22 protein-coding genes are annotated in these 22,932 nt (G+C 62.0%); 12 read left to right on the top strand and 10 right to left on the bottom strand.

Going from position 1 to position 22,932, the window contains the following annotated elements:
- Positions 1–64: 64 nt before the first annotated feature.
- The 3 genes from IB266_RS11435 to IB266_RS11425 all read left to right on the top strand — a co-directional run bounded on the left by IB266_RS11435 (position 65) and on the right by IB266_RS11425 (position 2,098).
- Positions 65–1,054 carry a 2-hydroxyacid dehydrogenase gene (locus IB266_RS11435; protein WP_192261234.1) on the top strand — a complete coding sequence of 330 codons (990 nt, stop codon included), beginning with the start codon at positions 65–67 and terminating at the stop codon, positions 1,052–1,054.
- 205 nt (positions 1,055–1,259) lie between these two features.
- Positions 1,260–1,694, top strand: coding sequence for a hypothetical protein (locus IB266_RS11430; RefSeq protein WP_060741058.1), 435 nt, complete (start codon positions 1,260–1,262; stop codon positions 1,692–1,694).
- On the top strand, positions 1,694–2,098 hold the full coding sequence (locus tag IB266_RS11425; RefSeq protein ID WP_060741057.1) for an META domain-containing protein: 405 nt from the start codon (positions 1,694–1,696) through the stop codon (positions 2,096–2,098). The genes IB266_RS11430 and IB266_RS11425 overlap by 1 nt, the downstream gene beginning before the upstream one ends.
- 201 nt (positions 2,099–2,299) lie before the next feature.
- Here IB266_RS11425 and IB266_RS11420 read toward each other — a convergent pair whose 3' ends face one another.
- A complete protein-coding gene (locus IB266_RS11420) occupies positions 2,300–2,767 on the bottom strand; it encodes a TlpA disulfide reductase family protein (protein ID WP_192261233.1) in 468 nt (155 codons plus the stop codon).
- A gap of 114 nt (positions 2,768–2,881) precedes the next feature.
- On the opposite strand from IB266_RS11420, the gene arsC reads away from it, so the two are divergent.
- The 3 genes from arsC to IB266_RS11405 are packed head-to-tail and all read left to right on the top strand — an operon-like array spanning position 2,882 to position 4,255.
- Positions 2,882–3,235 carry an arsenate reductase (glutaredoxin) gene (arsC, locus tag IB266_RS11415; protein ID WP_192261232.1) on the top strand — a complete coding sequence of 118 codons (354 nt, stop codon included), beginning with the start codon at positions 2,882–2,884 and terminating at the stop codon, positions 3,233–3,235.
- Positions 3,232–3,837, top strand: coding sequence for an NAD(P)H:quinone oxidoreductase (gene wrbA / locus IB266_RS11410; RefSeq protein WP_103310752.1), 606 nt, complete (start codon positions 3,232–3,234; stop codon positions 3,835–3,837). The genes arsC and wrbA overlap by 4 nt, the downstream gene beginning before the upstream one ends.
- A complete protein-coding gene (locus tag IB266_RS11405) occupies positions 3,830–4,255 on the top strand; it encodes a DUF2069 domain-containing protein (protein ID WP_092169969.1) in 426 nt (141 codons plus the stop codon). The genes wrbA and IB266_RS11405 overlap by 8 nt, the downstream gene beginning before the upstream one ends.
- A gap of 89 nt (positions 4,256–4,344) precedes the next feature.
- Here IB266_RS11405 and IB266_RS11400 read toward each other — a convergent pair whose 3' ends face one another.
- Both IB266_RS11400 and ttcA read right to left on the bottom strand, forming a co-directional pair.
- A complete protein-coding gene (locus IB266_RS11400) occupies positions 4,345–5,019 on the bottom strand; it encodes a DNA-3-methyladenine glycosylase I (protein ID WP_092169966.1) in 675 nt (224 codons plus the stop codon).
- Between the two features lie 81 nt (positions 5,020–5,100).
- Entirely contained in the window at positions 5,101–5,925 is an 825-nt protein-coding gene (gene ttcA / locus IB266_RS11395; protein ID WP_003204698.1) for a tRNA 2-thiocytidine(32) synthetase TtcA, read from the bottom strand.
- A gap of 428 nt (positions 5,926–6,353) precedes the next feature.
- Here ttcA and IB266_RS11390 point away from each other — a divergent pair, with 428 nt between their 5' ends.
- Positions 6,354–6,956, top strand: coding sequence for a Yip1 family protein (locus IB266_RS11390; RefSeq protein ID WP_039591896.1), 603 nt, complete (start codon positions 6,354–6,356; stop codon positions 6,954–6,956).
- Between the two features lie 148 nt (positions 6,957–7,104).
- Complete coding sequence (locus IB266_RS11385) at positions 7,105–7,599, top strand: SprT family zinc-dependent metalloprotease (RefSeq protein ID WP_003204703.1); 495 nt, start codon at positions 7,105–7,107, stop codon at positions 7,597–7,599.
- Positions 7,600–7,714: 115 nt separating this feature from the next.
- Here the strand turns inward: IB266_RS11385 and IB266_RS11380 are convergent, their stop codons facing one another.
- Both IB266_RS11380 and IB266_RS11375 read right to left on the bottom strand, forming a co-directional pair.
- A complete protein-coding gene (locus tag IB266_RS11380; RefSeq protein WP_192261231.1) occupies positions 7,715–8,896 on the bottom strand; it encodes a CaiB/BaiF CoA transferase family protein in 1,182 nt (393 codons plus the stop codon).
- A gap of 210 nt (positions 8,897–9,106) precedes the next feature.
- Complete coding sequence (locus tag IB266_RS11375; RefSeq protein ID WP_060741049.1) at positions 9,107–10,459, bottom strand: dicarboxylate/amino acid:cation symporter; 1,353 nt, start codon at positions 10,457–10,459, stop codon at positions 9,107–9,109.
- 332 nt (positions 10,460–10,791) lie between these two features.
- On the opposite strand from IB266_RS11375, the gene IB266_RS11370 reads away from it, so the two are divergent.
- A complete protein-coding gene (locus IB266_RS11370; protein ID WP_192261230.1) occupies positions 10,792–11,790 on the top strand; it encodes an AraC family transcriptional regulator in 999 nt (332 codons plus the stop codon).
- Between the two features lie 163 nt (positions 11,791–11,953).
- Here the strand turns inward: IB266_RS11370 and IB266_RS11365 are convergent, their stop codons facing one another.
- From IB266_RS11365 to IB266_RS11355, 3 genes are all read right to left on the bottom strand, one after another.
- On the bottom strand, positions 11,954–13,300 hold the full coding sequence (locus tag IB266_RS11365; protein WP_060741047.1) for an ATP-binding protein: 1,347 nt from the start codon (positions 13,298–13,300) through the stop codon (positions 11,954–11,956).
- Positions 13,297–13,974, bottom strand: a complete 678-nt coding sequence (locus IB266_RS11360; RefSeq protein WP_192261229.1) for a response regulator — start codon at positions 13,972–13,974, stop codon at positions 13,297–13,299. The genes IB266_RS11365 and IB266_RS11360 overlap by 4 nt, the downstream gene beginning before the upstream one ends.
- A gap of 105 nt (positions 13,975–14,079) precedes the next feature.
- Positions 14,080–14,679, bottom strand: coding sequence for a hypothetical protein (locus IB266_RS11355; RefSeq protein ID WP_092330496.1), 600 nt, complete (start codon positions 14,677–14,679; stop codon positions 14,080–14,082).
- A gap of 144 nt (positions 14,680–14,823) precedes the next feature.
- Between IB266_RS11355 and IB266_RS11350 the strand changes: the two genes are divergently transcribed.
- Both IB266_RS11350 and IB266_RS11345 read left to right on the top strand, forming a co-directional pair.
- A complete protein-coding gene (locus IB266_RS11350) occupies positions 14,824–15,615 on the top strand; it encodes a dienelactone hydrolase family protein (RefSeq protein WP_192261228.1) in 792 nt (263 codons plus the stop codon).
- 178 nt (positions 15,616–15,793) lie between these two features.
- The gene (locus IB266_RS11345; RefSeq protein ID WP_225613491.1) at positions 15,794–16,519 is read left to right on the top strand and encodes a 4'-phosphopantetheinyl transferase family protein; all 726 of its coding nucleotides are present in this window, start codon (positions 15,794–15,796) and stop codon (positions 16,517–16,519) included.
- Positions 16,520–16,651: 132 nt separating this feature from the next.
- Here the strand turns inward: IB266_RS11345 and IB266_RS11340 are convergent, their stop codons facing one another.
- Positions 16,652–18,262: an ATP-binding protein gene (locus tag IB266_RS11340; RefSeq protein ID WP_192261226.1), complete on the bottom strand. Its 1,611-nt coding sequence runs from the start codon at positions 18,260–18,262 to the stop codon at positions 16,652–16,654.
- A complete protein-coding gene (locus IB266_RS11335; protein WP_060741042.1) occupies positions 18,259–18,981 on the bottom strand; it encodes a response regulator transcription factor in 723 nt (240 codons plus the stop codon). Before IB266_RS11335 ends, IB266_RS11340 begins: the two co-directional genes overlap by 4 nt.
- A gap of 862 nt (positions 18,982–19,843) precedes the next feature.
- Between IB266_RS11335 and IB266_RS11330 the strand changes: the two genes are divergently transcribed.
- Complete coding sequence (locus tag IB266_RS11330) at positions 19,844–22,735, top strand: ribonucleoside-diphosphate reductase subunit alpha (RefSeq protein WP_060741041.1); 2,892 nt, start codon at positions 19,844–19,846, stop codon at positions 22,733–22,735.
- The last annotated feature ends 197 nt before the right edge of the window (positions 22,736–22,932 follow it).

Raw genomic sequence — 22,932 nt, 5'->3', positions numbered from 1 at the left:
CCTGGAAATCGGAATCGCTGAAAATCCACGCTCCTACAGGTTTATTTTTTTGCCAGGAGGCCCCATGCGCGCGATTCTCTTCAGCAGCCAGACCTACGACCGTGACAGTTTCATCAAAGCCCCGGCGCCCGCCGGCCTCGAGTTGCAGTTCCAGCCCGCCCGCCTGAACCTGGACACCGTGGCCCTGGCCGAACGGCATGAAGTGGTCTGCGCGTTCATCAACGATGACCTGAGCGCCCCGGTTCTGGAACGGTTGGCCGCGGGCGGCACGCGGCTGATCGCCCTGCGCTCGGCCGGCTACAACCACGTCGACCTGCCCGCCGCCAAGCGCCTGGGCTTGAGCATCGTCCGGGTACCGGCCTACTCGCCCCACGCCGTGGCCGAACATGCCGTGGCGTTGATCATGGCCCTCAATCGCTGCCTGCACCGCGCCTACAACCGCACCCGGGACGGCAATTTCAGCCTCCATGGGTTGACCGGGTTCGACCTGGTGGGCAAGACCGTCGGGGTGATCGGCACCGGACAGATCGGCGCGACGTTCGCGCGGATCATGGCCGGCTTCGGCTGCCAATTGCTCGCTTACGACCCGTACCCCAACCCGCAGATCGAAGCCCTCGGTGCCCGCTACCTGCCTCTGGATGAACTGCTGGCACAAGCGCAGATCATCAGCCTGCACTGCCCGCTGAACGAACAGAGCCGCCACCTGATCAACGCCCAATCCCTGGCGTCGATGCAACGCGGCGCCATGTTGATCAACACCGGACGCGGTGGCCTGGTGGACACACCAGCCCTGATCGAGGCGCTGAAGAGCGGTCAACTGGGCTATTTGGGATTGGATGTCTATGAAGAAGAGGCCGAACTGTTCTTCAAGGACCGCTCCGACCAGCCTTTGCAAGACGATGTGCTGGCACGCCTGCTGACCTTCCCCAACGTGGTGATCACTGCTCACCAGGCCTTCCTCACCCATGAAGCCTTGGCGGCGATTGCCATGACTACGCTGGATAACATCGCAGCCTGGGCGGCCGGCACACCAAAGAACCTGGTGAACCGCTAAACCTGAACCAACACACCCCCTGTGGGAGCGAGCTTGCTCGCGATAGCGGTGTGTCAGTTTATGAATGTGGTACTGACACACCGCCTTCGCGAGCAAGCCCGCTCCCACAGAAGGGAGTTTCGTCGGCCAGATCCCAGGTTGACCGGCATCCGGACCATCCCAAGCCATGCCCCGTGCTAGCATGTCGCGCCTATTTGGAGGACCCATGGCCGAACACGATTTCCGCTACACCCTGATGAACCCGCAGCACACCTTGACCGAAGTCCGCGCCCTGGCGCCGGGCCGCTATCAGGTCACCGGCAATGGCGGCTCGATCCAGGCCAACGATGTATTGCTCGTCACGCTCAAGGGCAGCAAGGATTTGTCCATGCGCCTGACCGTGGATACCGTGCGACACCTGCTCAAACCCATGGGCCAATGGACCGCCATGACCACCGGCCCGGTGTTCGGCGAACTGGCGATCCATACCTGGCAGGTCAACTGTGACGGTTGCGCCAAGGCACTGAGCTTCGAATTCGCCGTCGATGCCAAACTCGGCGTCAAGGCCGAGAAACCGGCCGCCACCGCACGGATCGCCGAACTGGGCTGGACCACCGTGGGTGAAAAACACCTGTGCCCGACATGCCAGGAAGCCGCCTGATGAAACGTTTGGCCCTGTCCGCGTCGATCGGCATGAGCCTGATGGGGTGTGCCGCTGAACCTGTGCAGTTGCAACACAACCGCAGCTATATCCTGGAATGGATCGGCGAACGGCCATTGATGGACTACAGCCACCTGACCATCACCCTTGGGGATGACGGCCGGGCCTATGGCAACGGCGGCTGCAACCACTGGTTCGCGCCCTACACCCTGGAAGGCCATCGCTTGAGCTTCGGCAAGATCGGCAGCACCCGCAAGCTCTGCGCCCCGGCGCTGATGGAGCAGGAGACGCGCTTCTTGCAGGCCCTGGAGAAGGTCGAACGCTGGGACATCTCGCCCATCGAGCAGATGCGCTTCTGGCCGGCCCAGGGCAAGCCGCTGCGGTGGTGGCTGGAAGAAGGCTGAGGCCTGAGCCCTCCAGACACACCTGGTTGGACCAGGGACATGGTTAACCCTGTGGCGAGGGAGCTTGCTCCCGCTGGGCTGCGAAGCGGCCCCCGGATGCACCTGTCACTTTGATGTTTCAGGCAGAATGCAGGGGCCTGCTGCGCAGTCCAGCGGGAGCAAGCTCCCTCGCCACACACGAAGCCCTCAACCACAAGCGGGTTATTTGAACGCCTGCAACGCCTCAAGCTTGGTCATTACCCCCGCCGCCGTCTGCTCCCCCAGCAACTGCTCGCGCACCTTGCCCCGGTTATCGATGATGTAAGTCACCGGCAAGCCTTCACTGCGAGGCAGGTCGAAGATCTCGGCCGGATCCCGGGCCAGCACCGTGAAGCGAATCCCCATCTTGTCGCTGGCACTCTTGAGCTCTTCGCCCTGCACCTGGTCGAAGTTGACCCCGAACACACCGACGTTGCGCCCCTTGAGCTGTTCGGCCAAGGCATTGAATTCCGGGATTTCGGTGCGGCACGGCGCGCACCATTCCGCCCAGTAGTTGAGCACCAGCCATTGTTTGTCCAGCCGCTGCGAGTCGATGGCCTGGCCGTTCTGGTCCACTCCGTAGTCGTTTCCGCAACCGGCGAGCAACAGGATGCCCATGAATGTCAGTGCCGCCATCAATCGCCTTGTCATGTACCAATCCTTGTCTGAATGTGAACGCTGCTGCGACCCGTCGCCTCTCTAAGGTGCTAGGGACTTCGCGGCACAGTAGAATAGCCGCCACCTTACGCAAGATGCGACCCGCTCATGACCGATCTGACGCTTTATCACAACACGCGCTGCTCGAAATCCCGCGGTGCGCTGGAACTGTTGGAGGCCCGCGGCCTGACGCCCACCGTGGTCCGCTACCTGGAAACCCCGCTCGACGCCGCGCAACTGGAACGCCTGCTGGGCAAGCTCGGCATCACCGCCCGGCAATTGCTGCGCACCGGCGAGGATGAATACAAAGACCTGAACCTGGCCGACGAAAGCCTGAGCCAGGCCCAGTTGATCGCAGCCATCGCCGCCCACCCGAAACTCATGGAACGGCCGATTCTGGAAGCCGGTGAAAAGGCCGTGATCGGCCGGCCGCCGGAGAAGATTCTGGAGATCCTGCCGTGACCACGCCGTACATCCTGGTGCTGTATTACAGCCGCAGCGGCTCCACCAACGAGATGGCCCGGCAAATCGCCCGGGGGGTCGAACAGGCCGGGCTGGAAGCCAGGTTGCGTACGGTGCCGGCGATTTCCGCCGAGTGCGAAGCGGTTTCCCCGGACATCCCCGAGCAAGGCCCGCTCTACGCCAGCCTCGATGACCTGAAACATTGCGCCGGCCTGGCCTTGGGCAGCCCGACGCGGTTCGGCAACATGGCTGCGCCACTCAAGTACTTTCTCGACGGCACCAGCAACCTGTGGCTGACCGGCGCACTGGTGGGCAAACCGGCCGGGGTGTTCACCTCCACCGCGAGCCTGCACGGCGGCCAGGAAACCACCCTGCTGTCGATGATGCTGCCGCTGTTGCACCACGGCATGCTGATCACCGGCCTGCCCTACAGCGAATCGGCCCTGATCGACACCCAGGGCGGCGGCACGCCCTACGGTCCGAGCCATCATGCCGGGGCCGACGGTAAAAGCGGCTTGAACGAACATGAAGTCGCCCTGTGCCGCGCCTTGGGTTTGCGCCTGGCGAAAACCGCCCTGCTGCTGGAGAACGGCCGTGGCTAAGAAGCCGAAGATCCTGCCTTCCATCCAATGGCTGGAACCGCGCGTACGCCTGGCTCGCGTCCTCAGCCTGCTGTGCTTTTTCGGCCTGGTGGGGTTGCTCAGCGCCTATTACCTGCTGATCGCCGACCTGCACGGCGCACGGCCCTGGGTGATTCTGCTGATCGAACTGGTGCCGCTGCTGATACTCGCGCCCGGCATGCTCAGCGGCAGCGCCCGTGGACACTCATGGATGTGCTTCGTGGTGAACCTGTATTTCATCAAAGGCGCACTGGCGGCCTATGACCCGAACCGGCAATGGTTCGGCGTGCTGGAAATGGCGGCAAGCGTGGCGGTGTTCTGCTCGGCCCTGCTGTATGTGCGCTGGCGGTTCCAGTTGAACCGGCGGTTGGCGGGGGAAGGCGAGATTTCCGTCGCCTGATACACCGTTATCGCGAGCAAGCTCGCTCCCACAAGGGCTCGATGGCACCCTGTGGGAGCGAGCTTGCTCGCGATGGCGGCAACGCGGTCTCAATGATTAACGGTATACGCCAGCATCATCGATATCTGGCTCATAGGCCTTCCCCCGCTCTCTTCATGCCACTGGTTGAAGGCATTCTGCACCGTCGCCAGGTCCCGCAGGCTGGTGGGGACTTTGTCGATGATGTCCTGGGCATTGAGCGCGGCCACCACGTCATAACTGGGCACGAAGGTGTCCTTGCCCATCATCCGCAAGAAGCGCGGAGCCGACAGGCCGCCCAGTTGATGGCCGTGCTTTTTCAGATAGGTCCACAGGCCGACGATGTCAGTCACTGGCCAATCGGCGACCAGTGCGCCAAAGCTGCCCTTTTCATGGGCCACGTCCAATATCAGTTGCGCGTTGCGCGGCACACTCTTGAGCTTGCCCAGGTGGCGGATGATCCGCGCGTCCTGCATCAAACGCTCCAGGTGCTCGGCGCTCATCAGCACGACTTTCTCCGGATCGAACTTGAAGAACACCTCTTCGAACGCCGGCCACTTGGCATCTACCAGGCTGTGCTTGAGCCCGGCGCGGAACACCCGCAGCGCCATGGTCGAGAGGTAGCGGTCGTCGCCGATCTTGCGCAGTTGCGCCGGGGTCTTGGGAACCGGCAGGTGGGCTTCCAGTTCAGCCGCCGAACCGAAGCGGTTCAGACAATACTCGTGCAGCCACTTGTAATCGCGCATGCCCTCTCCTGGGGTCGGAAATGAAAACGGCGCCAGTGGCCCTTATAGCCACTGGCGCCGTGAATAGAGCGGTTGGCACCGTCAGAGGTTCACCACGTTGACGAACCGCGGCGTGGCGTTTTCATCGATGCGCAGGTTGGTGAAGTCGAACAGGTTGCGGTCCGCCAGTTGCGACGGAATGACGTTCTGCAGGCCACGGAAAATGCTCTCGGTACGGCCCGGGGTCTTGCGTTCCCACTCCTGGAGCATCTCCTTGACCACCTGGCGCTGCAGGTTTTCCTGGGAGCCGCACAGGTTGCAGGGGATGATCGGGAACTGCTTGAAATCCGAATAGGCCTGGATGTCTTTCTCGCTGCAATAGGCCAGTGGGCGGATCACCACGTTGCGCCCGTCATCGGCCCGCAGCTTGGGCGGCATGGCCTTGAGCGAACCGTTGTAGAACATGTTCAGGAAGAAGGTCTCGACGATGTCGTCGCGATGGTGACCCAGGGCCATCTTGGTCGCACCGATCTCGTCGGCGAAGGTGTAGAGCGTTCCGCGCCGCAGGCGCGAGCACAGCGAACAGGTGGTCTTGCCTTCGGGAATCAGTTCCTTGACCACCGAATAGGTGTCTTTCTCGACGATGTGATATTCCACGCCCAGCGACTCGAGATAGGCCGGCAGCACGTGCTCGGGGAACCCGGGCTGCTTCTGGTCCATGTTCACCGCGACGATGTCGAACTTGATCGGCGCAACCTTCTGCAAATGCATCAGCACATCGAGCAAGGTGTAGCTGTCCTTGCCGCCGGACAGGCAGACCATGACCTTGTCGCCGTCCTCGATCATGTTGAAATCGGCGACCGCCTCACCGGCCTGGCGGCGCAGGCGCTTTTGCAGTTTGTTCTGGTTGACCGTAAGAGTGCCCATGACGCGAAATCCGTGAGGTGTGACGAAAGGCCGGCATTTTACGCAAAAAACCTGGCTGTGGCACCGCACTTGTGGCGAGGGAGCTTGCTCCCGCTCGGCTGTGGTAGGAGCTGCCGAAGGCTGCGATCTTTTGATCTTGATATTTCGCTCTCGACTCAATTGTCTGGGACAAGATCGCAGCCGAGCGGGAGCAAGCTCCCTCGCCACAGGGCATTTGTTCGCCAACAGGGTTATGCCCACAGATCAAGCCGCGATTAACCCGTTCCGTTACAGCGCGATTTGCTCTAAGCCCCCCATCCCCCTCGGGGTAACTCCTTTCTATACTGCGACATAAGGTCGCATACATATCCAGACCTTTACTTACTTGGCCGTTTGGCCCGTAGGCGCTCCGTTGGGGGGCGATGGCAATAACAAAGGAGTGACTGACTATGATCCATCATGTCGTGGGGCTCTTTACCCACCCTGATCAAGAATGGAAAGAAATCCGTGGCGATCAGGAGGAAAGCATCAGCCACATGTACCTCACCCACACGCTGATCCTGGCGGCCATTCCCGCGGTTTCGGCATTTATCGGCACCACGCAGGTGGGATGGGTCATCGGCAATCGTCCACCGGTCATGCTCACGCAGGAAAGCGCGCTGTGGATGACCATCATGTCGTACCTGGCCATGTTGGGCGGCGTGGCGGTAATGGGTGCCTTCATCCACTGGATGGCCCGTACCTACGACGCCAATCCGAGCCTGGCCCGTTGCGTCGCGTTCGCCACCTATACCGCGACACCTCTGTTCATCGGCGGCCTGGCGGCGCTCTACCCGCACATGTGGCTGGGGATGATCGTCGGCACGGCGGCAATCTGCTACACCGTCTACCTGCTGTACGTCGGCCTGCCAACGTTCATGAACATTCCCCAGGACGAAGGTTTTCTGTTTTCCAGTTCAGTACTCGCGGTCGGCCTGGTGGTGCTGGTGGCCATCATGGCGTTCACGGTGATCGTCTGGGGGCTGGGCGTCGGCCCGGTCTATACCAATTGAAGTAGTGCCCTCCAATAAAAAAGCAGGATCTGCCGACACAGGCCGCCGCAAGGCGGCCTTCCTGTGTTTGAAACGACCACTGGGCGCCTGGGCGATTCGCAACGGCCGACGCTTGCGGCATACTCGGGCTTCTGGAGACCCGTAAAGCATGCTCGAGCAACTCAATACCCGCGTCGAAGAGTGTTACCAACAAGCCGAATCCTTTTTCAAACGTCCTTTCAAACGCCCGGTGGTCAGCTTCAAATTGCGTGGCCAGAAGGCCGGTGTCGCGCACCTGCATGAAAACCTGCTGCGCTTCAATCCACAGTTGTACCGGGAAAACGCCGAAGACTTCCTCAAGCAGACCGTCGCCCATGAAGTCGCGCACCTGATCGCCCACCAACTGTTTGGCGAACGCATCCAGCCCCATGGCGAAGAATGGCAACTGATCATGCGCGGCGTGTACGAACTGCCGCCCAACCGTTGCCACACCTACGAAATCAAACGCCGCAGTGTGACCCGCTACATCTACAAGTGCCCTTGCGATGGCAGCGACTTCCCGTTCTCGGCCCAGCGCCACAGCCTGGTGCGCCAGGGGCGGCGGTATTTGTGCCGCAGCTGTCGCAATACCTTGGTGTTCAGTGGGGAAACGCGGGTGGAGTAATGCTCTTGTAGGGCCTGGGCTGACCTCATCGCGAGCAAGCTCGCTCCCACAGGATCCGTGAACGCCAAAGATCCAGTGTGGGAGCGAGCTTGCTCGCGATGGCGGCCTTGTCGCCCTACAAAATCACCCCGCTCCTGCGCAATTCGGCAATCCGCTGCGCACTGAAACCCAACGCCCCCAGCACCTGATCCGTATGCGCTCCCAGCTCCACGCCAATATGGCGAGGCTCGGGCAGACCGTCTGAAAACCGCAATGGACAGGCCATCTGCGCCTGGCTCGAACCATCCCCTCGGGGCACCTGTTTCACCAGCTCCCGAGCCTGTAACTGCGGATGCCGGACAGCCTCCTCCAGGCTCAGCACCGGCTCGACGCAGGCATCGATCCCGGCAAACAAACCGCACAGCTCGGCAAAATCATGCTTCTCGAACTCGGTTTGCAGTGCCTGCTTCAAGGCCTGTTGCTGCTCAGGCTTGGGCGACAGCCCCTGGGCCGCCAGTTCCGGCCGCCCCAAAGCCTCGCACAGCGCCTGCATGAAGGCCGGTTCCAGGCTGCCCACCGACATCCAGCGACCGTCACGGGTGCGGTAATAGTCGTAGAAGCTGCCGCCGTTGAGCATCTGATTCTCCCAACCCGGTTCCACACCGCAGGCCAGGTAACCGGCGCCGGCCATGGCGTTGAGGCTGAACACGCAGTCAGTCATGCTCACGTCAAGGTGCTGGCCCTGACCGGTCTGCTGACGGGCGATGACCGCCGCCAACAGTCCGATCACCCCGTGCAATGAACCACCGGCGATATCCGCCGCTTGAATGCCCAGCGGCAACGGCCCACTGTCGGCACGGCCGGTGTGGCTGGCCAGCCCCGCCAGGGCCAGGTAATTGATGTCGTGGCCGGCGCGGTCCTTATAAGGGCCGGTCTGGCCGTAGCCGCTGATCGACACGTAGATCAGCCGCGGATTGATGGCTTTCAAGGCTTCGTATCCCAGGCCCAGCCGCTCCATCACGCCGGGGCGGAACTGTTCCAGCAGGATGTCGTAGTCCCCCAGCAACTGCGTGACCACCTCCAACGCTTCCGGCTGCTTGAGGTCCAGGGCGAGGCTGCGCTTGTTGCGGTTGAGGTAGGCGTGGCTGGCCGATACGCCCTGGTCATGGGGCGGCAGTACCCGCAACAAGTCCTGACGGGTCGGCGACTCGATGCGCAACACCTCGGCCCCCATGTCCGCCAGCAACAGCGAGGCGAACGGACCAGGCAACAGGGTCGAGAAATCCAGAACCTTGAGCGATGCCAGTGGGCCTTGCATGAGTGATCTCCGAAGGGGGGATGGTTAGAGACTAGGCAGGGACTGGCGGTGGGGCAATTACCGCAGGTGCCAGTCTGGATGACCATTGCGCTCAGCGTGAGAGCCTTGTGGTGAGGGCGCTTGCACCCTCACCACAGAAGCCTCCTCGACTGAAGAGTTCTGCCAATAAAAAAACCCGCCGAAGCGGGTTTTTTCATTGCAGCCTGAAGATTACTTCACAGTGCCTGGAGCAGAGGTCTCAGCCGCTGCAATCTGCGCCGCCGCGATCTGCTCGTCATCTTCACGAACGTCGGAGATACCGCGACCACCGGAAGCCAGCTCGGTCTGCAGCTGGTCTTCGTCCAGCTCCTTGACCCACTTGGCAACCACGATGGTGGCGACAGCGTTGCCCACCAGGTTGGTCAGGGCGCGGGCTTCAGACATGAAGCGGTCGATACCCAGGATCAGCGCCAGGCCGGCCACCGGCAGGTGACCTACGGCCGACAGGGTGGCCGCCAGTACGATGAAGCCACTACCGGTCACGCCAGCAGCACCTTTGGACGACAGCAACAGCACCAGCAGCAGGGTGATCTGGTGAGTCAGGTCCATCGGGGTATCGGTGGCCTGGGCGATGAACACCGCCGCCATGGTCAGGTAGATCGAAGTACCGTCGAGGTTGAACGAGTAGCCAGTCGGGATCACCAGGCCTACGACAGATTTCTTGGCACCCAGGCGCTCCATCTTGATCAGCATGCGTGGCAGGGCCGATTCCGAGGAGGAAGTACCCAGCACGATCAGCAGTTCTTCACGGATGTAGCGGATCAGCTTGATGACGCTGAAGCCGTGGGCGCGGCAGATGGCGCCCAACACCACCAGCACGAACACCACGCAAGTGATGTAGAAGCAGATCATCAACTGGCCCAGTTGCACCAGCGAACCGACACCGTAGGCACCGATGGTGAAGGCCATGGCACCAAACGCACCCAGTGGAGCCAGCTTCATGATCATGTTGATGATGATGAACATCACGTGGGCGAAGCGATCGATGAAGTCCAGCACCGGCTTGCCGTAGGCACCCAGGCGATGCAGGGCGAAGCCGAAGAGCACCGAGAACATCAGCACTTGCAGGATGTCGCCGTTGGCGAACGCGCCGACGATGGTGTTCGGGATCACGTTGAGGATGAAGGCAATGATGCTCTGGTCTTTACCGGCCGAGATGAAACCGGCGATCTTGCTGGTGTCCAGGGTCGATACGTCAATGTGCATGCCGGCGCCCGGTTGCACGACGTTGACCACGACCAGGCCGATCAGCAAGGCGATGGTGGAGACGATTTCGAAGTACAGCAGCGCGTAGCCGCCGGTCTTGCCCACCGATTTCATGTTCTGCATGCCGCCGATACCACTGACGACGGTACAGAAGATGATGGGGGCGATGACCATTTTGATCAGTTTGATGAACCCGTCGCCGAATGGCTTGAGGGCAACACCGGTCTGCGGGTAGAAGTGGCCGAGCAAAATACCGATGGCAATGGCTACGATCACCTGGAAATACAGGGATTTGTACAGTGGCTGACGAGTCGTCATGGCAAACCTTCCTCAAGAGTCCCGCATGACGACTTCCACCTGTCGTCCACGGCACCTCAATTGCGAACCCTCCTGCACTGGAGGGATTTGTTTTTTTCGGCTGCACGCGGCAGACCTATCCAACGCATCGCAAAGCGCGTGCCATTTTTGCGAAATGCCCTACACCCGGTATAGCAGACGGGCTTGCGGTTTCCACACACGACTAAACGCAGTGTGTAAGTGGCGGATTTCCGCCTACAGACCATCCCGCGCTCCGGGATTTGGCGGATATCCGCCTTGTCCAGCCTCAAGCCCCTGCTACCATTCGCCCGCTTAACGGACGGATTTCTGCCATGCGCCAACGCACGATCGCCAGCCACTTCGCCCGCGCTGCCCTGGGCGGCGCACGTCGACAAGGTTTCGACTATTTTCCCTTGCTGCAACAATTGAGCATCAGCCCTGAACTGCTGGATGAACCGCGCGCGCGCATCGCGCCGGAGCAGTTCGCCCGCCTGTTGCAAGCGTTGTGGCTGGCAATGGAGGACGAATACCTGGGATTCGGCCAGGCGCCGAGTAAACCCGGGACGTTTGCCATGATGTGTCATGCGTTGATCCACTGTCGGACCCTGGGCAAGGCCCTTCAGCGCGGCCTGCTGTTCTACAGTCTGTTCCCCGACGCCCCGCGCCTGACGCTGGAAACCGAAGGCGAACGGGTGCGGCTGGTGCTGGACGACTCGACGTTGTGGGACCCCGATCACTTCCTGACTGAAAGCCTGCTGGTGGTCTGGCATCGCCTCGCCAGTTGGCTGATCGGCCAGCGGATAGGCCTGGAGCAGGTGACTTTCGGCTATGCCAGGCCCGCCCACGGGGCCGAATACGACTTATTGTTCCCCTACCCGCTGGTGTTCGACGCGCCCGACAGCAGCCTGCTGTTCCACAGCCGCTATCTGGAAATGCCGCTGTTGCAGGACGAACGCACCCTCAAGCATTTCCTCGAACACTCCCCCGCCGACCTGCTGTCACGCCCGGACGATGGCCATAGCCTGAGCAGCCAACTGCGCCGCCTGCTCAGCCGCGACACGGCACGCTGGCCCGACCTGGACACCGTCGCCGCCCACTTGCACATCAGCCCGCAGACTTTGCGCCGGCATCTGCGGGAGGAAGGCACCAGCTTCCAGGAGCTCAAGGATCAGTTGCGGCGGGATATCGCCATCTACCACTTGGGACGTGCGGATTTGTCGTTGCAGCAGATTGCCGAGCAGTTGGGTTTCTCCGAACCGTCGGCGTTTCATCGGGCGTTCAAGAAGTGGACGGGGCTGACGCCGGGGGCCTACAGGGAGTTGGAGAACTGAGTGGTGACATCCAACTTCTGTGGGGAGCCTGCCGGCCCCTGTGGCGAGGGAGCTTGCTCCCGCTGGGCTGCGAAGCGGCCCCAAGAACTTGCGAGCGCTGCGCACTCGAGCGGGAGCAAGCTCCCTCGCCACAGGGCCCCGCCGACACAGCGAAAAACTTCAGTCAAACCACCGGAAAATGAATCCGGAACGCCGCCCCGCCCAGCTCCGAATCCCCCAGGTTCAACCGGGCGCCGTAGCTTTCGATGATGTCCTTGACCACCGCCAGGCCAATGCCCTGCCCCGGATGCTGACGGTCCAGCCGTTCGCCCCGTTGGAGGATCCGCGCACGTTGATCCGGCGGCACGCCCGGCCCGTCGTCCTCGACGCTCAACTCCGTGCCGCCGAGGGTCTGGTGCACGCTGACACGCACCTCGCCCAGGCACAGTCGATAGGCGTTCTCCAGGAGGTTGCCGAGCATCTCCAGCAAGGCACCCTGTTCGATCGGCACCTGGCAGTGCTCCGGCAAATCGAAACTCACATTGACCCGCTTGTCGCGATAGACCTTGTCCAAGGTGTCGCACAGGCTTTGCAGCACCGGGCGCAAGCGCACCTGATGGCGCACCAACCCGCTTTTGCGCAGGCTGGCGCGCTGCAACTGGTAGCCGATCTGCTGGCTCATACGCTCGATCTGGGTTTGCAGCACCCAGGCCTGGCCACGGTCCTCGGGGCGCCGGGCCATGTCTTCGCTGACCCCCTGCAACACCGCCAGCGGGGTCTTCAGGCTGTGGGCCAGGTCATCGAGGGAATCACGGTAACGGCTGCGCTGCTCCCGTTCGCTGTAGAGCAAGCGATTGAGGGAACCGGTCAGGCGCAACAGTTCCCGGGGGTGCTCGGTACTGAGGCTTTCCCGCGCTCCACTTTCGATTTCATCCAGTTCCTGACTCAGGCGTCGCAGCGCCCGCAGGCCCCAGGTCAGGCCGATCCACAACAGCGCCAGCAACACCGCCAGGGCCGCGCCAAAACCCAGGTAGAGATTGTCCCGCAGCCCCTGCAAGGTCACTTCGTAGTCGCGCACCGGTTGCAAGGTAACGATGCTGAACGCCGCGTTCTGGCCGCCAAGCAGCTTGATCTCGACGTCATAGACAAAAAACTCCTGGCCGTCGTTCTCGCGAATGCGGGCGAACTGGTTGCCCTGGCCGTCATAGCGCGGCGTGTAATTGATGTTTTCTTCCTGGGTGGCCTTCGACCGCCAGACCAACCGCCCCTCACGATCGTAGATGTAGCCCAGCAGGCGGGCATCGGCGAGGTTGAAGCGCTCATCGGGCAACTGCGTCGGCATCTTCAAGCGGTTGTTTTCCACCCGGGCGGCGGAAATCAGCGTGGTCACGTCCGAGGCCAGACGTTGCTCGATGGATTCCTGCAACGCCAGGCTGAACGCGCCTTGCATGGCCGGCAACAAGGCCAGCATGAACAGCACCGCCAGGGTCATCGCGGCCAGCATCAGCCGCAGCCGAAGCGAACGAATCACTGGCAGCGCTCGTTGAACAGGTAACCCAGGCCACGCACGGTGTCGATGGGCTTGAAGCCGGCCGGGGCCTCCAGTTTGCGGCGCAGGCGCCCTACCAGCACTTCGATGACATTGGGATCGCGCTCGTCATCATCGGGGTAAAGCTGCTCCATCAAGCGGTCCTTGGCCACCACCTGCTGGTGATGGCGCATCAGGTATTCGAGGATGCGGTATTCGTAGGCCGTCAACGCCAGCGGCTCCTCGTCGAGGGACGCCTGCTTGCGGTTGAGGTCCAGCAGCAACGGCCCGGCGACGATGGTCGATTGGGTGAAGCCGCTGGAGCGACGCAACAAGGCGTTCAACCGGGCCTCCAGTTCTTCGAACTGAAACGGCTTGACCACGTAGTCGTCGGCGCCGGCGGCCAGGCCTTCGACCTTGTCCTGCCAGTTGCCGCGGGCGGTCAGGATCAGGATCGGAAACGTCTTGTCCTGTGCGCGCAGCCGGCGGATCAGCTCCAGCCCGCTGATACCCGGCAGGCCGAGGTCGATCACCGCCAGGTCGTGGTTGAATTCCCGGACCTGGTACAAGGCCTCTTCGGCATTGGCCACAGCCTGCACCACATGGCCGCTGTCAGTGAGACGGGTTTGCAGGTGATGACGCAACAGCGCTTCGTCTTCGACGACCAGTAATTTCATGGAGCCTCTCCCCAGGCAAATCAAACAATCGCGCGCGGCGCACCTCAACGAAAGGCGCCGGATCGTCTTCGACCGATCCGGCTGGATGCACTCACCCTGGCCCGCTTAGAACGTGTAGTTGGCGGACAGGTAGGTCTGGGCGCTGCTGGTCAGGTCCAGCGAACCGACCTTGTCACCACCGTGCGGGCTCATCTCGGTGCTGGCGTTGCTGCGCAGGTAACGGTAACCCAGTTCAACCGAGGTGTTTTGCGAAATTTGTTGCAGCACGCCGCCCTGCAGGCCTACCGCGTAGCCGATGTCGCTGTCGCGGCTGAAACCGGGAGAGTCCTGGGTCAGCTTGGTCAGGCCCGCCGTGCCGCCACCGAACAGTTTGGTGCTGCTGGTGACCGGAAGGAACACATCGTAGCTGCCCAGCAGGTTTTCCTGGCGCAACTTGATGCCGTTGTGGGTGCCCGAGACGTTGTCGTAGGTGGCGTAGTAGCGGCCCTGGTCGTTCTGCTTGCCCAGGCGCAGGCCATACGTGGTGTCCTTGCCGATGATGCCGTCGGCGTTCGGATGGTTCAGGTTGGCATCCAGGGCGTCGGATTTCTTGACCTTGTCGCTGGTCTGGCCGAGGGTCAGGCTGGCGAAGTTGTCATCGGCGTGGGCCAAGGCGCTGGCGCCCAGCACGGTGAAAGCCAGCAACAGTTTTTTCATCTGAGTCATGGTCGAGCTCCTTTGAAGCATGGGTGGTGTGTGAAGTCGCTGTCACGTTAACCAGCGCTCCCTGAACACCCCTTGAACGTTCTCTGAACCTGCGCTGAATGAATCGGCTAATCTGTGCGGACCACTTTCATAAGGAGATCCGTCATGCGCAGGCTGCTTGCTGTTGTACTTCTGGCCATGAGCGGCGTGAGCCACGCCGCCATCCAGACCCAGGAGATTCCCTACACCAGTGCCGATGGCACCAAGCTGATCGGTTACTACGCTTATGACGACGCCGTCAAAGGCCCGCGCCCGGGTGTGGTGGTGGTGCACGAATGGTGGGGGCTGAACGATTACGCCAAGCGCCGCGCCCGTGACCTCGCGGGCCTGGGCTACAGCGCCCTGGCCATCGACATGTACGGCGACGGCAAGAACACCGAGCACCCCAAGGACGCCCTGGCCTTCATGCAGGCAGCACTCAAGGACGGCAAAGCCGCCAGCGCCCGCTTCCAGGCCGGTCTCGACCTGCTGAAGAAACAGCCCCAGACCGATCCGGACAAACTCGCCGCCATCGGCTACTGCTTCGGCGGCAAGGTGGTGCTGGATGCGGCGCGCCAGGGTGTACCGCTGGCCGGCGTGGTGAGCTTCCACGGTGCGCTGGTGACCAACACCCCGGCCACCCCGGGCAGCGTCAAGGCCAAGGTGCTGGTCGAGCATGGCGCCCTGGACAGCATGGTCACCCAGGACAACGTCACCGCGTTCAAGAGCGAGATGGACAAGGCTGGCGCCGACTATAAATTCGTCAGCCTCGAAGGCGCCAAGCACGGCTTCAGCAACCCTGACGCCGACCGTTTGAGCCACGGCGAACATGGCGGGCCGGACATTGGCTACAACAAGGAAGCCGACGAGAAGTCGTGGGCGGACATGCAGAAATTCTTCAAGAAAATCTTTGGCTGACGCATAACCCTGTGGCGAGGGAGCTTGCTCCCGCTGGGCTGCGCAGCGGCCCCGGCTTTTTTGCGATTGCTGCGCAATCGAGCGGGAGCAAGCTCCCTCGCCACCAAAGCCCTCTCCCGTCTATCCATGAAGCGCCCCCCTCTACCCAGCCTCCCGCCAACCCGGCAAAATGCCGGGCATGAAGACACTTCCCACCCTGCCCGCCTGTTGCTCGCCCCTGGATGAGCACTGGCTATTGCCCGACGCCCTGCCCGGTACGGTGCTGCTGAGCACCTGCTTCGACCCGTTGCTGCTGGCTGGCACCGACTTTCCCGACAGCGCCATCGAACCACCGGCGAGCATCCAGCGCTCGGTGGCCAAGCGCCAGGCAGAATTCCTGGCCGGGCGGATCTGCGCCCGGGCGGCGTTGCAGCGGCTCGACGGCCTAGCCTGCGTGCCGGCCATCGGCGAAGACCGCGCCCCGGTGTGGCCAGCTCATATCAGCGGCTCGATCACCCACAGCACGGGCCGGGCAGCGGCCATCGTCGCGAAAAAAGACCACTGGCAAGGCTTGGGCATGGACGTGGAGAACCTGCTCGACCCCGAGCGCGCCGAGCGCCTGGCCGGTGAGATCCTCACGCCGCCCGAATTGCAGCGCATGGCCACGCTTGGGCGAGATGACCAGGCCTTGCTGGTGACTCTGACCTTTTCCGTGAAGGAAAGCTTGTTCAAGGCGCTGTATCCCATCGTCAGGCAGCGTTTTTATTTCGAACATGCCGAGGTGCTGGACTGGACACACGACGGACAGGTGCGGCTGCGCTTGCTGACAGACCTGTCGACCGAATGGCGCCATGGCAGTGAGCTGCAGGCGCAGTTTGGGGTGAAGGATGGGCAGTTGTTGAGCCTGGTGGGGGTCAAGGCCTGAGAACTGTGCTGCTTTTCAAGGCCTCATCGCGGGCAAGCCTTGCTCCCACAGGTCAGTGCACCTTCATTTAAGTGTGGTTTGCTGTGGGAGCAAGGCTTGCCCGCGATGGCGGTCGATCAGGCACCGCACCTCTCAAGACCTATCCTGATGCCTCGGCCAACTCAGGCTGAAACAGGCACCACCCAGGCTTTTGCTCTTGCCGATCAACGCCCGGCCATCGTGCCAATGGATGATCCGACGCACGATCGACAGCCCCAGCCCATGACCGCCCGACGCCCGGGCGCGGCTGTCGTCCAGGCGCAGGAAGGGTTTGAAAATCCGCTCCCACGCCGCTTCCGGCACGCCGGGCCCGTCATCTTCCACGTCCACCCGACAGCGCAACTGACCCACCTGGTAGCTGACCGTGACCTTGGAATGGGCGTGGCGCATGGCATTGCCCACCAGATTCTGCAAGGCTCGATGCAGAAAGCGTGGCTCGGCCTCGACCCAGGCGCCGTCGCAATCGGCGGCCGACAGGCATAGACCGCGCTCGACCGTGATCCCGGCCCGCAACGGCCCCAGCTCATCGATCACCTGATTAACCAGCGCATCCAGATCCACCCGCTGAAAATTCAAGGCCGGTGAACCCTGCTCCAGCCGCGCGTAGGTGAGCATTTCGTCCACCAGCCGATCCAGGTCTTCGATGTCGTGGTCCATGCCCGCCAGATATTTGTCCCGGGCCTGGGGGGTGGTGGCGCTGCCGAGCATTTCCAGGCCAAACCGCAGGCGCGCCACCGGGGTGCGCAATTCGTGAGACACCGCCCGCACCAGCTCGCGCTGGATCGCCAACAGTTGCTGCAAGTGCTCGGCCATGCCATTGAACGCCGCCGCCAATCGCCCGACCGAGTCGGCGCCTCGGGCCGGCACCCGGGTTTCCAGGCTGCCCTGGGCGATCTGGGTGGCGGCCGACTCCAGACCCCGCAAGCGCCGCTCCAACTGACGCACCAACAGGTAGACGATCAACCCGATCAGGCTCAACCCCAGCGCCGCGATCAGTACCAGCCATTGCGGCGGATAAGGGTTCATCTGGTACAGCGGGCCGATCTCCAGGACCCACGGTGTGCCAACCATGCCGGCGAAGACCCGGATCGAATCGCCACCCTTGCCCAGCGCCATCACCGTATCGCCCTCGGACACGCGACGGCGCTGGTCTTCGTCCATGTCGGCCTGCTCGGCGGTCATCAGTCGCAGGTCGAAACCAAACCCTTTTTCCTGCTCCAGTTGCGCCAGCCGCTTGGGTTGCTCGGCCACGGGGTAACGCACCAGTTCGTCGGCCAACAGGTAAATGGTCGCGCGGGCCAGTTGCTCGCTGATCTGCTGGACTTCCCCGACCAACATCAATTGCTCGGTGTCATTGACCAGCCGATAGACTTTTGCCGCATGGGGCCCGGTCTGCTCGACCAACGCCTGGCCGCGCAACACGCGAGTGCGCTGGCCGAGGTCCAGGTCGGTCTGGGAGAACGTCTGCAAGGCCAGGGGAATGCCCAGCAGACGCTCCCACACGGCCAATGCCCGACGGCGCTCGGTGTCGTTCATTGGCCGCAGGTTGTCGGCCATCAACGAAAACGTACCGTGGGCCAGGCGCTCGCGGTATTGCTCGCCGCGAGTCTGGTTGAGCAGGTGCAGGGCCAGTACGCCGAGGACCGCCACCAGCACCAGCGCCGCGCACATGCCGCCATAAATACGCAGGAAGATCGAATTCACGGTGCCAAGTCTGCGCAAGCTTCGGGAACGAACAGGTAGCCTTTGCTGCGGATGGTCTTGATCAGCCGGGGATGGTCCGGGTCGTCGCCGATCTTGGGCCGGATGCGCGAAATACGCACATCGATGGAGCGGTCCTGGCCGTCATAGCCGATGCCGCGCAGGGCGGTGAAGATTTCTTCCCGGGACAGGATGCGCCCGGCATTGGATACCAGCAGCCACAGCAGGTCGAATTCGGCGCTGGTCAGCTCGATACCGTTGCCCTGCAACCAGGCTTCGCGCAGGGCGTCGTCGACCACCAGCGGACCGAATTGCAGGCGCCGCTGCTTCTGCGCCACGCTCGGCTCCGGCTCGCTGCGTCGCAGCAGGGCCTGGATCCGCGCCAATAGCAGACGCGGGCGAACCGGCTTGCAGACGTAATCATCGGCGCCCAGGTCCAGGCCCTGGATCTGATCGGTGTCGTCGGTGCGGGCGGTGAGCATCAGGATCGGCCCGTCATAGTGCTCGCGCACCTTGCGGCAGATGCTCAGGCCGTCTTCGCCGGGCAGCATCAGGTCGAGGACCACCAGGTCCGGCTGCTCGGCAATGATCCGCGCCGCCGCCACCGCACCGTCACCTTCGATGGCGACACGCAACCCGTTGCTTTCGAGGTATTCCCGGGTCAGCTCGGCCAGACGCTGGTCATCCTCGACGATCAATACCTGCCAGGCTTCTTGTTCCACTGGGGGACCTTTTGGCTGATTAGCTAAATAAGGAGAGGCGTGTTGCCAATCTCACTGACAAGGCACGAACCCTGTGGGAGCGAGCTTGCTCGCGATGGCGGTGTGTCTGTCAGCCTCCATGCTGCTGCTCCGACGCTATCGCGAGCAAGCTCGCTCCCACAGGTTGGGTCCTGCGCCTCCCCGTCTTTTTGTCATGTTAAAGGGGGATAAACACACCCATGCACGGGCCGATTGTATAAACGCCGCCTGCACATAAAACAAGCGGACAAATGCGTTTCGGTCGGGTGGGTTTTATGTGGTAACGTCCGCGCCCGCAAAAATCTTCAGGCTGTTTTCGGATCGTCGAAACCGGTGAAAAAAGGTCCACTCCAGCTAGGTCGCGGCCTACAGAGCAGTTCCACGTTTCGCACACAAATTACGCACAGGCTTATCCACAGGTAGTACGTTGCATACCCCCCAAAAACGCATTATCTTGTAGCCCGCCGCGTAAAAAACCCTACATGTAGGGTTTCAGGCCAAAAACCAAACACAAGTCGGGCAGAGAATTCAAGCGCTTTTCTTGCTTCTGTCCAACTGAAACATCGCATTTCCCCAAGCCCAGACCGCCCCTGCGGATGGCAGCTGTTTCTAGGTCGAAAACGACCGAAACGGTACGGGTGTTGCAGTCAATTGCTGCCACCCCGACAACCCGGTTTCGAGCCTCGCTCGCAACCTGAGAACTTCGGATGGAAGCGGCATTAAACGCCTGCTTCCTACTGTCCCGAAGTTGTTATGCCCGGCGCCAGTCGGTTGTAGTGCTTCAGGACGGAACGGTGGGCACCGTGATGGTGCCCAAACAAACATAGAGAACGTGGAGACACCCATGCACACCGACACAACTCGCGAGAACCCGCAGGGCACCGCGCCGCTGGCCGCCGATTCGAGCCCGGATCTGTCCGCCACCGCGCCGGGCCAACTGCGTGTGATCAAGCGTAACGGCACTGTCGTTCCTTACACCGATGACAAGATCACCGTCGCCATCACCAAAGCGTTTCTCGCAGTTGAAGGCGGCACCGCTGCCGCTTCGTCGCGAATCCACGACACCGTGGCCCGCCTGACCGAACAGGTCACCGCGACCTTCAAGCGTCGCATGCCTTCGGGCGGCACCATCCACATCGAAGAAATCCAGGACCAGGTCGAACTGGCCCTGATGCGTGCCGGCGAGCAGAAAGTGGCCCGCGACTACGTGATCTACCGTGACTCCCGCGCCAAGGAACGTGCTACCCGCTCCCCGGCCGACGCTCCGGTCCAGGCCCACCCGTCGATCCGCATCGCACGCGCCGACGGCAGCCTGGCGCCGCTGGACATGGGCCGCCTGAACACCATCGTCACCGAGGCCTGCGAAGGCCTGGAAGAAGTCGATGGCGACCTGATCCAGCGCGAAACCCTGAAGAACCTCTATGACGGCGTCGCCCTCAAGGACGTCAACACCGCGCTGGTGATGACCGCCCGGACCCTGGTGGAACGCGAGCCGAACTACTCCTTCGTGACCGCCCGCCTGCTGATGGACACCCTGCGTGCCGAAGGCCTGAGCTTCCTGGAAGTCGCCGAGAGCGCGACCCACCACGAAATGGTCGACCTGTACGCCAAGGCTTTGCCCGCTTATGTCGCCAAGGGTATCGAGTTCGAATTGCTGAACCCGGTCCTGGCCGAATTCGACCTGGAAAAACTCGGCAAGGCGATCAACCACGAGCGTGACCAGCAGTTCACCTACCTGGGCCTGCAAACCCTGTACGACCGTTACTTCATCCACAAGGACGGTATCCGTTTCGAACTGCCGCAGATCTTCTTCATGCGCGTGGCCATGGGCCTGGCAATCGAAGAGAAGCAGCGCGAAGACCGTGCGATCGAGTTCTACAACCTGTTGTCGTCCTTCGACTACATGGCGTCGACCCCGACCCTGTTCAACGCCGGCACCCTGCGTCCACAGCTATCGAGCTGCTACCTGACCACCGTTCCGGACGACCTGTCGGGCATCTACGGCGCCATCCACGACAACGCCATGCTGTCGAAATTCGCCGGTGGCCTGGGCAACGACTGGACCCCGGTTCGCGCATTGGGCTCGTACATCAAGGGCACCAACGGCAAATCCCAGGGCGTCGTGCCGTTCCTCAAAGTGGTCAACGACACCGCCGTTGCGGTCAACCAGGGCGGCAAGCGCAAGGGCGCGGTCTGTGCCTACCTGGAAACCTGGCACATGGACATCGAAGAGTTCATCGAGCTGCGCAAGAACACCGGTGATGACCGTCGTCGTACCCACGACATGAACACCGCCAACTGGATCCCCGACCTGTTCATGAAGCGTGTCTTCGATGACGGCAAGTGGACCCTGTTCTCGCCATCCGAAGTGCCGGACCTGCACGACCTGACCGGCAAGGCTTTCGAAGAGCGCTACGAGTACTACGAAGCCCTGACCGAGTACAACAAGATCAAGCTGTTCAAAGTCGTCCAGGCCAAAGACCTGTGGCGCAAAATGTTGTCGATGCTGTTCGAAACCGGCCACCCATGGCTGACCTTCAAGGACCCGTGCAACCTGCGCAGCCCGCAGCAGCACGTGGGCGTGGTCCACAGCTCGAACCTGTGCACCGAGATCACCTTGAACACCAACAAGGACGAGATCGCGGTCTGCAACCTGGGCTCGATCAACCTGCCGAACCACATCGTCGACGGCAAGCTGGACACCGCCAAGCTGCAACGCACCGTGAACACCGCTGTGCGCATGCTCGACAACGTGATCGACATCAACTACTACTCGGTGCCGCAAGCGAAGAACTCCAACTTCAAGCACCGTCCGGTCGGCCTGGGCATCATGGGCTTCCAGGACGCGCTGTACCTGCAGCACATCCCGTACGGTTCCGATGCCGCGGTCGAGTTCGCCGACAAGTCCATGGAAGCGGTCAGCTACTACGCGATCCAGGCTTCCTGCGACCTGGCCGACGAGCGTGGCGCCTACGAGACGTTCCAGGGTTCGCTGTGGTCCCAGGGCATCCTGCCGCTGGACTCGCAACAGATCCTGATCGCCCAGCGCGGCCAGAAGTACATCGACGTCGACCTGAACGAATCCCTGGACTGGGCACCGGTTCGCGCCCGTGTGCAGAAAGGCATCCGTAACTCCAACATCATGGCCATCGCACCGACCGCCACCATCGCCAACATCACCGGCGTGTCGCAGTCGATCGAACCGACCTACCAGAACCTGTATGTGAAATCGAACCTGTCGGGCGAATTCACCGTGATCAACCCGTACCTGGTTCGCGACCTCAAGGCTCGCGGCCTGTGGGACTCGGTCATGATCAACGACCTGAAGTACTACGACGGTTCGGTGCAGCAGATCGAGCGCATCCCGCAAGAGCTCAAAGCGCTCTACGCTACCGCGTTCGAAGTGGACACCAAGTGGATCGTCGACGCCGCCAGCCGTCGCCAGAAGTGGATCGACCAGGCTCAGTCGCTGAACCTGTACATCGCCGGCGCTTCGGGCAAGAAGCTGGACGTGACCTACCGCATGGCTTGGTACCGTGGCCTGAAAACCACTTACTACCTCCGTGCCCTGGCCGCCACCAGCACCGAGAAGTCGACCATCAACACCGGCAAGCTGAACGCGGTTTCCAGCGGCGGCAACCACGGTGACGATTCGGTCCTGGCAGCGCCAGCAGGACCTGCGCCAGTGCCAAAGGCCTGTGCGATCGACGAGCCGGATTGCGAAGCTTGCCAATAAGCTGAGCGGGTGGGCGCGTAAAGGCGCCTGCTGAAAGAAGCCCCCGATAGACCGCTGGTTTATCGGGGGTTTTCTTTTGTGTGGAGAAAAGCCGGGTAAAAAAAACGGCAAGGCCTGATTGCGGGCTTTGCCGTTGGTGTTTCATCTCACCGCAACATCCGCCGAAAATCGACGGATGCCGCGGTGGCCAGGTGACG

This window comes from Pseudomonas sp. Pdm06 (assembly GCF_014851795.1).
Taxonomy (GTDB): Bacteria; Pseudomonadota; Gammaproteobacteria; order Pseudomonadales; family Pseudomonadaceae; genus Aquipseudomonas; species Aquipseudomonas fluorescens_AA.
The sequence above is the reverse complement of the archived record's forward strand: the minus strand, read 5'-3'. Positions and strand labels throughout refer to the sequence as shown.